11 protein-coding genes are annotated in these 12837 nt (G+C 39.7%); 8 read left to right on the forward strand and 3 right to left on the reverse strand.

The window, feature by feature from the left end:
• Positions 1-37: 37 nt before the first annotated feature.
• The 3 genes from PL8927_RS00435 (at position 38) to PL8927_RS00445 (ending at position 4004) form a co-directional block, all read left to right on the forward strand.
• The gene (locus tag PL8927_RS00435) at positions 38-1423 is read left to right on the forward strand and encodes a cytochrome P450 (protein WP_083616437.1); all 1386 of its coding nucleotides are present in this window, start codon (positions 38-40) and stop codon (positions 1421-1423) included.
• A gap of 232 nt (positions 1424-1655) precedes the next feature.
• Positions 1656-3005 carry an AAA-like domain-containing protein gene (locus tag PL8927_RS00440; protein ID WP_083616439.1) on the forward strand — a complete coding sequence of 450 codons (1350 nt, stop codon included), beginning with the start codon at positions 1656-1658 and terminating at the stop codon, positions 3003-3005.
• Positions 3006-3200: 195 nt separating this feature from the next.
• The gene (locus tag PL8927_RS00445; protein WP_231505869.1) at positions 3201-4004 is read left to right on the forward strand and encodes a HEAT repeat domain-containing protein; all 804 of its coding nucleotides are present in this window, start codon (positions 3201-3203) and stop codon (positions 4002-4004) included.
• Positions 4005-4044: 40 nt separating this feature from the next.
• On the opposite strand, the gene dnaN is transcribed toward PL8927_RS00445, so the two are convergent.
• Both dnaN and dnaA read right to left on the reverse strand, forming a co-directional pair.
• Positions 4045-5205 carry a DNA polymerase III subunit beta gene (dnaN, locus tag PL8927_RS00450; protein ID WP_083616441.1) on the reverse strand — a complete coding sequence of 387 codons (1161 nt, stop codon included), beginning with the start codon at positions 5203-5205 and terminating at the stop codon, positions 4045-4047.
• Between the two features lie 909 nt (positions 5206-6114).
• Positions 6115-7488, reverse strand: coding sequence for a chromosomal replication initiator protein DnaA (gene dnaA, locus PL8927_RS00455; protein ID WP_083616443.1), 1374 nt, complete (start codon positions 7486-7488; stop codon positions 6115-6117).
• A 233-nt stretch (positions 7489-7721) separates the two neighbouring features.
• Between dnaA and PL8927_RS00460 the strand changes: the two genes are divergently transcribed.
• The 5 genes from PL8927_RS00460 to PL8927_RS00480 all read left to right on the forward strand — a co-directional run bounded on the left by PL8927_RS00460 (position 7722) and on the right by PL8927_RS00480 (position 11646).
• Positions 7722-9011, forward strand: a complete 1290-nt coding sequence (locus tag PL8927_RS00460; RefSeq protein WP_083616445.1) for an HhoA/HhoB/HtrA family serine endopeptidase — start codon at positions 7722-7724, stop codon at positions 9009-9011.
• A gap of 67 nt (positions 9012-9078) precedes the next feature.
• A complete protein-coding gene (def, locus tag PL8927_RS00465; RefSeq protein ID WP_083616448.1) occupies positions 9079-9621 on the forward strand; it encodes a peptide deformylase in 543 nt (180 codons plus the stop codon).
• 179 nt (positions 9622-9800) lie between these two features.
• Entirely contained in the window at positions 9801-10370 is a 570-nt protein-coding gene (locus PL8927_RS00470) for a TerD family protein (protein ID WP_083616450.1), read from the forward strand.
• Positions 10371-10451: 81 nt separating this feature from the next.
• On the forward strand, positions 10452-11021 hold the full coding sequence (locus PL8927_RS00475) for a TerD family protein (protein ID WP_083616452.1): 570 nt from the start codon (positions 10452-10454) through the stop codon (positions 11019-11021).
• Between the two features lie 28 nt (positions 11022-11049).
• Positions 11050-11646, forward strand: coding sequence for a TerD family protein (locus PL8927_RS00480; protein ID WP_083616454.1), 597 nt, complete (start codon positions 11050-11052; stop codon positions 11644-11646).
• Positions 11647-11810: 164 nt separating this feature from the next.
• On the opposite strand, the gene PL8927_RS00485 is transcribed toward PL8927_RS00480, so the two are convergent.
• On the reverse strand, positions 11811-12572 hold the full coding sequence (locus PL8927_RS00485; protein ID WP_083616455.1) for a phycobilisome rod-core linker polypeptide: 762 nt from the start codon (positions 12570-12572) through the stop codon (positions 11811-11813).
• Positions 12573-12837: the final 265 nt, after the last annotated feature.

The raw sequence follows: 12837 nt of genomic DNA on the forward strand, positions 1-12837 counted from the left end.
AACTCTAACCTAATTTGAACAGGCTGAAATCTTCACTATGAAAGCACAACTGCCTCCTGCATCTAAACGTCCTGCTCTTTGGGAAAAAATCTATTGGATTGCTGACCCCCTCGATTATATGGATACCTACGCCCGACAATATGAAGATATCTTTACCAATTATATTCTCGGTGCAAACAATCCTTGGATTTTTGTTAGCCATCCCCAAGGGATTCAAAAAGTTTTAACGGATGATATCTTTGAAGCTCCGGGTTCAGTGAATAAAATTTTAGCCCCTTTAACTGGAGATAACTCTATCTTCATATTAGAGGGCGATCGCCATAAACGAGAACGGAAATTATTAATGCCATCGTTTCATGGGGAAAGAATGCGAGACTATGGGGAATTAATAACAGATATTACTCACCAGATTATGGAAAAATTACCCCTAAAACAGACTTTTATAGCCAGGGATATCATGCAAGCAATTTCTTTAGATGTAATTCTAAAAGTTGTTTTTGGGGTGTATGAAGGAGAACGATATAATCAGTTAAAACCCCTTTTATCGGGAATGCTAGATATTGGTAAATCCCCCTTAACTTCTAGCTTCTTATTTTTCCCAATTTTACAACAAAATTTAGGATCTTGGAGTCCTTGGGGATATTTCTTGAAACAGCGTCAAAAAATTGATGAGTTATTATATGCAGAAATTCGGGAGCGTCGTGAAAACCCCGATGAATCTCGCACGGATATGCTGAATTTAATGATTGCTGCACGGGACGAAGAAGGCAACCCGATGACGGATCAAGAATTACGAGATGAGTTATTAACATTCTTATTTGCTGGGCATGAAACGACTGCTACAGCAATGGCATGGGCGTTATATTGGATTCATCATCAGCCGGAAGTGTATGAAAAATTAATGTCAGAGTTAAATAGTTTGTCGCGGGATGCTGATGGGATGGAAATTTTTCGCTTACCTTATTTAACGGCTGTTTGTCAGGAAACTTTACGAATTTATCCTGTTGGGATGTTAACATTTGCTCGAACTAATAAAGAATCAGTGGATTTGATGGGTTATCAATTACCTCCAAAAACCCCAGTGGTGGGCTGTATTTATTTAACCCATCGCCGGGAAGATTTGTATCCGCAAGCGGATCAATTTAAACCAGAACGCTTTTTAGAGCGTAAGTTTTCTGCTTATGAATTTCTTCCCTTTGGTGGAGGTAGTCGTTTATGTTTAGGAATGGCCTTAGCTCAATATGAAATGAAGTTAGTATTAGCTACAATTTTGTTAAATTATGAGTTACATTCGTTAGAAAAACAACCTGTAAAAGCAGTGCGTCGAGGGATAACTTTAGCACCAAAAGGAGGGATTAAAATGGAACTCCTAAATAAACGTTCACAACCCCCAAAACCCAGGGTCTTAGTCGGTACAGTTTAGTCTGATTTATACCTGTAATATCCCGGAAAAATATCCCGGTTGAGTGCTAGAATAGATCGAGGAGGGTAAATACTTTTAATCAGGGTTTTTATTCTCCCCATCACGACATATATCAAAGTTGAATACATCATAGGAAATTGACCCCAAAAGCCAACAGATTTTCCTATTTAATTTTATTAAAATACCCCAATTAAATAATTAATGAGTCTGTTTATAGACACTGGGATGGATCATGGTCAAGAGTGTTGAGGAACTTTTGGGATTAGCTGAAGCTTTGGTTACAGCCAAAGGTGGAAATCCCCTGAGTTATATCCAAAAGGTGATTTTAACAGAAGCCTTATTAGAAACAAAAAAAACTTACGATCAAATTGCCGAAGAAAATGGCTATTCTCCCAGTTATTTAAAAAATGGGGTTGCTCCGCACCTTTGGCAACTCTTATCGGATGTGGTGGGTGAAAAAGTAACTAAAGCCACTTGTCGCTGTTTATTAGAACGGGAATTAGAAACTCAAACTATCCCGAAAATTTTTCCTGAACTTGTTTTTACTCAACCGATTATTTTAGAATCCCCAGAAGGTCAAGTTCCGCTTAATTCTATTTTTTATATTGAGCGATCGTCCAGTGAACTGATTTGTTATCAAGAAATTCAACATCAAGGTACTTTACTGCGAATTAAAGCCCCTCGAAAGATGGGAAAAACCTCTTTAATGGCTCGCATTTTGGATTATGCTCAACAGCAAAATTATCACCCGGTTCGTTTAAGTCTTCATCTGGCGAGTAGTTTAGTCTTTAACTCAACGGAAAAATTCTTACGTTGGTTTTGTGCGAATGTGACTCAACAGTTAGGCTTAGAATCTAAAATAGATGAATTTTGGGATGAAGATGTGGGAGCATTAGTCAGTAGTTCTTTATATTTTCAAGGTTATTTATTAGAGGAAATTCAGCAACCGATTGTTTTAGCACTGGATGAAGTCAATCAGTTATTTGAGTATCCCTCCTTAGCTCGTGATGTCTTAGCTTTATTACGCTCTTGGCATGAAGAAACACGGGATATTAGCAATTGGCAAAAATTAAGGTTTGTGATTGTTTATTCTACCGATATTTATATTCCTTTGGATACTAATAAATCTCCGTTTAATGTCGGTTTAGGGATTGATTTACATCCTTTTAATCTCGATCAAGTTCAAACTTTATCTCGAAGGTATGGATTAAACTTAACCGAGCAAGAGTTAAAAGAACTTACAGAATTTGTTGGGGGATTTCCTTATTTAGTACGATTAGCATTTGATCATTGTGTGCGTCGAAATATTCCCCTCCCAGAGTTGCTAGAACAGGCAAACACTGATACAGGAATTTATAGCGATCACCTCCATGAACAGTTATGGTTACTTCAACAAGATCCTGATTTAGTCACTACTTATCAACAAATTATCGCTACAACTCATCCCATTAAAATTGAACAAGTAAAAGCGTTTAAATTAAAAAGTATGGGGTTAATTCATATTAATGGAAATCAAGTTATTCCCAGTTGTGAGTTATATCGTCAATATTTTCAAGAGTGTTTTAGAGAAATTTTATATTAATCTAAAATTGAAAAAAATTACTTTATATAGCGATTTTTAATCATGATTAAAACCCAATTCATTGTAGGGGCGAGGCGCGCCCAAAGTCCGTCAACTTAAGTTCCCCGCGCCCGGAACTAAAGTTCGGGCTAAAAGCTGAAGTCATNCGCGCCTCGCCCCTACGACAATCTGTTACCATTATTGAGATCTATACAAATGTTTGATCAATCAATCTATATGACAAATAGTTTAGAAGAGTTGAGATCCGGTAATGCAACCAGACAAGCTGAGGCATTACTAAAGTTAGTTGATGATGAAGTTTATGAAGCTGTACCGGATATTCTACCCTTATTAAACTCACCAGAAACTGCAATTCGTTCTAGTGCGGCTTACGCATTAGGTTATCTGGGAATTGATCAGGTTAAAACAGTAGGTTTTGCCTTAATGAATAGACTCAATGATCCTGAAGAAATTGTTAGGTCTGATGTAATTGAAGCTTTGGGAGCATTGCAATATATTGAGGCTATTACTCAAATTAAATGTAAATTAATTAACGATCCTTCTGCTTTAGTTCGTGCGTCAGCAGCAGAAGCATTGGGAGAATTGGGAGAACCCGAAGCAATAGAAACATTAGAAAAATCCTTATTAAAACTAGATGAAGATGAAGCTGTTCGCGCCTATGCTGCAAATTCTATTGGTCTTTTAGGGAGTGATTTAATTTTACCAAAACTCAAAATTTATCTTCAATACTTTGAGAAAAGTATCAAAATAAAAGCAGAACTACTAGGAGCAATATATTATTTAGGTGCAAAAGAAGCTTTACAACAACTGATAGGATTATTAGATGATGCCGATGAGAATTTAGCGATCGCAATTCTTAATATCTTAACTGATTTAAAAGATCGGACAAATTTAGATCAACTCTTACAAGATGCTCCTGAAATGGAAAGTAAATTGAAAAATATTAGTCAAAAGATGCCGATTTTAATTACTCATAAAAAACAGATTTTAACAGCTTAATATAAAAACCGGGTTTCTTCGAGAAACCCGGTTTCTGGGATTAATTTCTCAATTGTACTGGCATAACTAAATAAATCATTTTAATCCCACCCAACGGATTAACAATAACAGGGCTAGTCGCTGCATTCAACTGAATGGAAATTTCCGACGTATTAAATACTTTTAATCCTTCTAATAAGTATTTAACATTAAATGCTAACTCCTTCGGTTCATCCCCTGAAATTTGAGCCGGGAGAGATTCTAAAGCATTACCAACATCGGCGGCTTCTACGGATAAAGCAATTTGTTGATTAACATGATCAACGGTACATTTAACAATATCATTTTTTTGGGAAGCTAAAACAGCAATTCGTTCTAAGGCTCCCACAAATCCCCGTCGATCTAAATTAATCTGATTTAAAAATTGACTCGGAATCAACTGACGATAAGCGGGATAAGCTCCTTCTAATTTGCGAGTATTTAACCGTTGTTCGCCTAACTCAAAAATCACTTGACTTTCATCAAATCGCAATGTGATAATTACCGGAGAATCATCTTTTTCACCACTTCGCATCGCCACCATCCGTTCCACTTCCCTTAAAGCCCGTGCGGGAACAGTAACTTCAAATTCCTCTAATTCTTCATCGGGATCAGTTTCGCTTAAATTTTCCGTTTGCACAACGGCTAATCGATGACCATCGGTTGAAGCAAATTCTATCGTATTATTTTGAACCTTTAAATGTACTCCGGTTAAAACTTGTTTTGTTTCATCGGGACTGGTAGCAAATAACGTCCCCTTCAATCCAGAAATTAAAGATTCTGCCGCCAAATGAATCGAATCTTCTCCTTGAATAGACGGTAATTCTGGATATTCTTCTGCCGCCATTCCTCGGATTTGATATTCCCCCGAACTAGAAGTTAAGGTAACAACAGCCTCTCCAATTTCATCATCTAGGGTGATTTCTCCCCCTGGTAAACGGGAGACAATATCATTAAATAATTTAGCCGGGACGGTTAAAGTTCCACCTTCCTCAACCGTTGCTGACATACTCGCCCGAATACCTAAACTTAAATCAAATGCCGTTAAATTTAAGCGTTGATTTTCGGCATCTGCATCAACTAAAATATTAGATAAAATCGGATGATTCGGACGAGAAGGAATCGCCCTAGAAACCCAAGATAAATTAGAACTTAATTTGTCCTGCTCAACAATAATTTTCATAATAAAAAAAATGGGAAGTTTGGAAACCGCATCTCTTCAGAGCGCGGAGGAAAAACGACTCAGGGGAATTTATTCCCCGTGAATACTAGATTAGGAATCGACAAAAATTGTTGTATTTGCCGATTCCCGGTTTTTTGGGATTTCTCCCACTCCTATTGCTAGGGTAATGTTAGCTTCGCCAATGTTATCGGTCGGTACTATCTCGAAAGCACTGTCTTACCCCTCGTAAAACTGTTTAAATGCCCGAGTTTTAGAGCTTGGGACTAGCTTCGCATCCCAAGGTAAGAACTTTAACGCTTCCCGATAACGTAGCCAGTTAAGGCTAAGGCTGGTCAGCTATCCAAAGGAGAGGCATGAAGCCCCGTCTCTTCAGAGCGGGGTGCTGACAATTCGCCCAAGACTGATCAGTATTACCCTAGGAATTCTCGCCAACGGTTTCTGATGTTGACGAGAGAACCAAACATTTGATTATACCTCACAAAACCCTCGATTTGACTCCGCTAAAATCTCTCAAGGAAGGAATGAAATCTCCATTCAGGGCCTAAAATTGGATAGGAGATCCAGGGAGTTCAAGGATATAACCTGTGGAAAACCTGTGGAAAACCTGTGAAAAAACATCACACTTCACCCCACAAATTCCCTGAAACCATCAGTCTTTCATCCCCATCTTGACGTTATCCACAATGTTTTCCACACCAAACAATCAAGGTGTCAGGTTTCGGGTTTCTATTATTTTCTCCCCTTCCCTTGCTCCTCCTACTTCCCCTATTACCTATTGCCTATTGCCTATTGCCTATTGCCTATTGCCTATTGCCTATTGCCTATTGCCTATTACCTATTGCCTATTGCCTATTGCCTATTGCCTATTCCCTATCCCCTGTTCCCTGTTCCCTGTTCCCTGTTCCCTTCTCAATGCGAACGACTGTTAAAATTAATTTTATCGCTAAGTTGTCGTAAGGTTTGAGCTAAATCCCGATCTTGGTGACGTAATTGGGAAATTTTTTCACAACTATACATAACAGTGGTGTGATCTTTTCCCCCAAATAATTCTCCAATTTTCGGTAAACTTAAATCGGTATGTTGTCGCATCAAATACATGGCTACTTGACGCGCTAAACTAATTTCTCGCCGTCGAGAACTCCCCTTCAAATCTTCTAAAGAAACCCGATAAATTTCGGCAACAATTTGCATAACGGCTTCGGGTGAAGATTCCTCTAATTTTTCCGTTGAGGTTAATACTGGAGTAATATTTTCCACCGTCATTGCTAAACCCGAAATGGATAAATAAGCGATCGCTCGAATTAAAGCTCCTTCCAATTCCCGAATATTAGAACGATAATTAGACGCAATATATTCAATCACTTCACGCGGTAACTGAACATTTTCATATTCCGCTTTTTTCTGTAAAATTGCCATCCGGGTTTCCAAATCCGGCGGTTGAATATCCGCCACTAACCCCATCGAAAATCGAGAACATAAACGCTCCTGTAATCGAGGAATTTGATGGGGAGGGCGATCGGACGCTAACACCACCTGTTTTCCGGCTTCATGCAACGTATTAAAGGTATGAAAAAATTCCTCCTGAGTATATTCTTTACCTTCAATAAATTGAATATCATCGACTAATAATACATCCGCTTCTCGATAATGTTCTCGAAAACTCTGCATACTATCTCGACGAATTGCCGTAATTAAATCATTAGTAAACTTTTCCGTTGAAACATAAAATACTTGAGAATAAGGTGCAATTTCTAACCGATAATGACCAATAGCTTGCATTAAATGGGTTTTTCCTAATCCCACACCTCCACACAAAAATAACGGGTTAAACTCCCGACCTGGAAACTCCGCCACCGCCAAAGAAGCCGCATGAGCAAGACGACTATTCGCCCCGACCACAAACCGAGAAAACACATATTTGGAGTTTAAATTCGTGGGTTTGGGGGGTGAATCCTGGGGGTTTTCCGTTCCCACCGAAGCAACAGGAGACGGCCAAACCAAGTTAAATGGGCTAGAATCCGATGCAGATTCGTTAATCTGGGTTGTAATGTAAATTTCTACCGGATAACCCAGGATGTCCTGCACCGTATCGGCGATCAATTCTCGATAATATTTCTGAAGCCAATTGCAAGAAAACGGGTTTGGCGTGCGAATGATTAAACAATTGTTGTCTAGTTGTTCAGCCCAAGCGGTTTTAATCCAGGTATCAAAAGTTGGACGTCCCAATTGTGCCTGAAGACGTTCCAGAACTTGATCCCAGAGATGATCGATGGGGAGTTCCATAGCTAGACCCACGAGTTCAAACTACACGATAACAGTTTCCCTAACATTCCTGAGACAGGAGCAACGGAAATTTAAAATTGTTCAACTTCTGCAAACCCTCGAAAATAAAAGCGATAATAATAAAGGAATGATCCAATTAGAGTCAACAGCAATCAATAGGAGGCTAAGAAAAACCCTGAACTCTAGGAAATAGTTCAAAACTACTGATATTATTAACACTTTAAAAGCCGTCGATGAAGAGTACATCTGACAAAGAAAATCGCCAAAACCCCCTCCGTACTGTTTTCTTATTACTGATCGGAGGCGGGGTTGCCTTACTCGGTGATCGCTGGTTAGCCACCCGCAACGCTTCAATTGTTCAACCGTCAACACCTCAACCTCTGGCTCAAGTTTCCCCCTCTGCTTCTGGTAATGCCAATAATAACGGGAGTTCTCCCCCCAACCCGACTGCTTGGTTAGGTCAAAAAGCTAATTTAGCAGCAGCGTTAAAACCTGTAGACTCTAACTTTATTGTCAATGCCGTTAATGAAGTTGGGCCAGCCGTGGTTCGGATCAATGCCTCTCGTCAAGTAGCTCGTCGAGGATTTGATCAGTTTGGGGACGGTTTTCCAGAGGAATTTTTTGGGGCTGAATCTCCTAAACGCCGTTCTAATCGACCAATTGAGCAAGGGACGGGTTCAGGGTTCATTCTGTCTGCTAATGGCGTGATTATGACCAACTCTCACGTTGTTGAGGGAACTGATCGGGTACAAGTAGTTTTAAAAGATGGCCGTCGGTTTGATGGAAAAGTCCTAGGATCGGATTCTGTAACTGATGTTGCTGTAATTAAAATTAATGCGGATAATTTGCCCAGTGTGAAAATTGGCGATTCTGAGGCATTATCTCCTGGGGAATGGGCGATCGCTATTGGCAATCCATTAGGATTAGATAACTCAGTTACAGTGGGAATTATTAGTGCTACAGGACGTTCTAGTAGTGATGTTGGCGTTCCCGATAAACGGATTGGTTTTATTCAAACTGATGCAGCAATTAACCCTGGAAATTCAGGGGGGCCACTGCTTAATGCTAGAGGGGAAGTTGTGGGAATGAATACCGCAATTATTAGTGGCGCTCAAGGTTTGGGATTTGCTATTCCGATTAATAAAGCTCAACAAATTGCCCAACAATTAGCCACAACCGGACGCGCTGAACACGCTTATTTAGGGATTGAAATGGTCACACTCAGCCCCGAATTGCGTCAAGAATTGCAAGAAACTCCTGATTTAGAATTCCTGATTACTCAAGATAACGGGGTTTTAATTGTTAATGTTATTCCGAGTTCTCCTGCAATGAAATCTGGATTAAAACCCGGAGATATTATTGTAAAAATTGATGATAAACCGATTACAAAATCCGATGCGGTTCAAGAATTAGTTCAAAATCAAAATGTGGGGACACCGATGAAAGTAGAGTTAAATCGTAAAGGACAACCCCTGACTTTAGAAGTAAAAACAGGTAATATGCCTGAACAAATTCAGGGGTAAAATGTTATCAGTTATCAGTTATCAGTTAATAAATTAATTATGTTCGTAATGGTTAACAATTAATCAAATGAGTGAAATTTTAGCGATTTCGGAATTAGGAAATCCGGTTTTACGGGGTTATGCTCATCCGATTCAAAATATTTGGGAGGAGCGAATTCAAACCTTAATTGATAATTTAATCACAACGGCTTCTCAAGCTAATGGAGTCGGTATTGCTGCCCCTCAAGTGGGGGTTAGCGATCGCTTATTTATTATCGCTTCTCGTCCCACATTGCGCTATCCTAACGCACCCCTTATGGAACCGACAGCGATGATTAATCCTAAAATTATTCAGCATTCTAACGAAACTGTTAAGGACTGGGAAGGCTGTTTAAGTGTCCCTGGAATTCGGGGATTAGTCCCCCGTTATCAAGCCCTAGAAGTTGAATATACCAGTCGAGAAGGGAAACTCTGTCATCAAGAATTAACGGATTTTGTGGCTCGGATTTTTCAACATGAACTTGATCATCTTGAGGGAATTGTATTTTTAGATCGGGTTGAAAGTACCCAGGAGCTAATTACAGAAGCCGAATATCAAAAACGTGATATAGCAATCCCAAATAGGTTGTAACAATTTATAACTGATATGAAACAGCCAGAAGTATTATCTCTGTTCCCTGTTCCCTGTTCCCTGTTCCCTGTTCCCTGTTCCCTGTTCCCTGTTCCCTTCTGAACCGAGATTTTGCGAAATAGTTACCCTCGCTATTGTAGAGTATTTGTAAGTCAATTTCAGGAGAATTTATTAAAGCTATGACGATTAATTTAAGCAAGGGAGAACGGATTAGCCTTTCCAAAGAAGCACCGGGTTTAAAAAAAGCCGGAGTTGGATTAGGATGGGATATTAACGCTTCTGACACTGGAGCCGCTTTTGATTTAGATGTGTCGGTATTTATGATTGCCAGTAATGGCAAAATTCCTAACGAACAATATTTCGTATTTTATAATAACTTAAAATCTCCCGATGGATCTGTTGAATCTTTGGGAGATGATCGCACCGGAGAAGGAGGCGGTGATGATGAAACCATTCTCGTTGAGTTAAATACCATTGATCCCAATATTCAAGAAATTGTCTTTGTCGTCACCATTTACGAAGCCGAAGCCAGACGGCAAAATTTTGGACAAATTCGCAATTCTTACATCCGAATTTATAACAATGAAAATGACTCTGAGATCACTCGCTATGATTTAGAAGAGGATTTTTCCAGAGAAACTTCTATCGAAATGGGTCGCCTCTATCGCAAAGACGGCGAATGGCGCTTTCAAGCCGTTGGACAAGGCTATAATTCAGGTTTAGAAGCCTTTGTTCAACAATATACCTAAAGGGGTTGACGGTTGACTGTTGACGGTTAACCGTCAGCCACTCAGACTGATAAAATTTACAATCTGTGGAGTTGATTACCCATGTCAATTAATATTAAAAAAGGGGAACGAATTAGTTTATCCAAAGAAGCTCCGGGTTTAAAACGAGCATCTATTGGTTTAGGATGGGATGTGAATGCCAGTGATACAGGAACAGCCTTTGATTTAGATGCTTCTGTGTTTATGGTGGCAGAAGATGGTAAAATTCCAGTCGATGAATATTTCATATTTTATAATAACTTAATTTCTCCTGATCAATCTGTTAAACATTTAGGAGATAGTCGGACTGGAGAAGGAAGCGGGGATGACGAAACTATCATCGTAGATTTAACAAAAATTAATCCTTCTATTCAAGAATTAATCTTTGTTGTTACCATTCATGATGCGGATCAACGGCGACAAAACTTCGGACAGGTGAAGAATTCTTATATTAGAATTTACGATGCGGACACTCAAACCGAAGTCACAAAATATGATTTAGAAGAAGATTTCTCACGGGAAACGGCTGTTGAATTTGGGAGATTATATCTAAAAAATGGCGAATGGCGATTTCAAGCCGTCGGACAAGGTTACAATGCTGGGTTACAGAGTTTTGTAGACAAATACGTTTAAATTTAATTTCTTTTGGAGGATTTCAACCATGACTATTAATTTAAAAAAAGGTCAAAGCATCATTCTTGATAAAAATGAATATGATTTATCAAAGGTCGTGATGGGGTTAGGATGGGATGTGGCTAAAAAAGGATTTTTTGGAGGATTATTAAGCGGATCTGCCGATTTTGATTTAGATGGATTTGCCTTGTTATTAGATACTCAGGGAAAATTAAAAACTCAGCAAGAAGATGTTGTTTATTTTGGGCATTTAGCCACAAAAAATAATACCGTTATTCATTCAGGAGATAATCTAACGGGAAAAGGATCAGGAGATGATGAAAGCATTATTATTGATTTCAAAAATCTTCCCCAAGCTTATCAGCGAATTATTTTAGGCGTTAATATTTATCACGGAAAAGAACGCGAACAACACTTTGGAATGGTTAATAATGCCTTTGTACGAGCAATTGATGCTGCGGGTAAAGAAATTGCACGTTACAGCCTCTCCGGTGAACCCGCTTACACAGGTCAAATTTCTATGTTACTCGGAGAACTAACCCAAGAAAACGGACAATGGAAATTTAAAGCATTAGGAACACCCTTAAACACCAGTTTAAACGGTGTTATTCGTTCATTTCAGTAGTTGAATTCATCGATAACAGGTAGGGGCGACGTATTCGGTTATTGAATAATGGGTATACCCATCAATCCTTATCCGAATCCACCGCCCCTACAACTGATCACTATTTTCAACGCTATTTTAATAACGTTTGTGTTGAAAATTAGCTCGCCTGGCGATCGCCAATATTAGCGTTTGCGGTAGGGAACCATTGTATCAATATTGATATCGCCCAAAGCAACGCGAGTTGCGGGATTGATAATCGGAGAAACAGCCCGTGCTAAACCCAAGAAATTGGACGGATCGCCCGCTTTGGCTTGTTTTTCTTGGGGAATAAAGCGACGAACCTCGTTTTGCCAGACCAGTTGAGGGAACCCAAGCTGGTTACGGTGGTATTCGTTATAGCGAGGTGTTCTGAGATTAAAAGGAACTTCCCCTTCATTGCGCTGAAGCAGCACCCGACGGCGTTGGTAAGGAACCGTATCATAACCGAAGTTATCCAGGTATTCATCGCTATCGAGTAACTCATCAATAAAGCCTTTAGGGCCTTTGTTAGCAACCACAATAGACCATGCGATCTTTTCACGTTCGCTATAAACGTCCCGTCCGAGGATGCGTTGAACACACATCTCGACAAAACGGTAGTTGCTATTGGTTTGGTAGTTACGAGACAGGAAGGGATCGGAAGTCGCTAAACCCCGAATAAAGTCCCGCACGTTAATTTGACCAAACTTAAGCTGAGACTCTAAGCAAGTTTGAACATTGCTTTTGAGCATTTGATGCTCGCTGTAAATTTGGCGATAAGCAGCCCAAATGATGTCATTCCACTCAGTACCAGAAGGCATATTTTCAGCCGTAAAGATTCTGGGTTGTTCATCACCGGCTACTTCAAAGCCAGCTACGCGAACATTGCGGCTGGTCGGGCCATAGCTTAATAAAGGAAGCGCCACCTTAATATCTCCTTAAATCTCGAACTCAAGGTCGTTTGTTATCTTCTGTTAGCATCCTCCACTCCCCCCAGGGGAACGGATTCCTACCAGGCCAAGCCTCTCGGTGGGTTGACGTATCAAGAACTGCCAAAAAAATAGGTCTTACACCCTCTCCACGTCCGTTTTAAGTCTCCGAATGCCTTCCGGCGACTCCCTAAAAAACCTTGGGTTTTTAGTTTTGCCTCTAGATCTTAGTACGAAGCCATCCTAGAAGGACGGAGTATGA

It is taken from the genome of Planktothrix serta PCC 8927 (assembly GCF_900010725.2).
GTDB classification, from domain to species: Bacteria; Cyanobacteriota; Cyanobacteriia; order Cyanobacteriales; family Microcoleaceae; genus Planktothrix; species Planktothrix serta.

Excerpts from the sequence above, each read along its gene's own strand:
- PL8927_RS00435 (WP_083616437.1), top strand. The coding sequence starts at position 38 with ATGAAAGCACAACTGCCTCCTGCATCTAAACGTCCTGCTCTTTGGGAA.
- PL8927_RS00440 (WP_083616439.1), top strand. The coding sequence starts at position 1,656 with ATGGTCAAGAGTGTTGAGGAACTTTTGGGATTAGCTGAAGCTTTGGTT.
- PL8927_RS00445 (WP_231505869.1), top strand. The coding sequence starts at position 3,201 with ATGTTTGATCAATCAATCTATATGACAAATAGTTTAGAAGAGTTGAGA.
- dnaN (WP_083616441.1), bottom strand. The coding sequence starts at position 5,205 with ATGAAAATTATTGTTGAGCAGGACAAATTAAGTTCTAATTTATCTTGG.
- dnaA (WP_083616443.1), bottom strand. The coding sequence starts at position 7,488 with ATGGAACTCCCCATCGATCATCTCTGGGATCAAGTTCTGGAACGTCTT.
- PL8927_RS00460 (WP_083616445.1), top strand. The coding sequence starts at position 7,722 with ATGAAGAGTACATCTGACAAAGAAAATCGCCAAAACCCCCTCCGTACT.
- def (WP_083616448.1), top strand. The coding sequence starts at position 9,079 with ATGAGTGAAATTTTAGCGATTTCGGAATTAGGAAATCCGGTTTTACGG.
- PL8927_RS00470 (WP_083616450.1), top strand. The coding sequence starts at position 9,801 with ATGACGATTAATTTAAGCAAGGGAGAACGGATTAGCCTTTCCAAAGAA.
- PL8927_RS00475 (WP_083616452.1), top strand. The coding sequence starts at position 10,452 with ATGTCAATTAATATTAAAAAAGGGGAACGAATTAGTTTATCCAAAGAA.
- PL8927_RS00480 (WP_083616454.1), top strand. The coding sequence starts at position 11,050 with ATGACTATTAATTTAAAAAAAGGTCAAAGCATCATTCTTGATAAAAAT.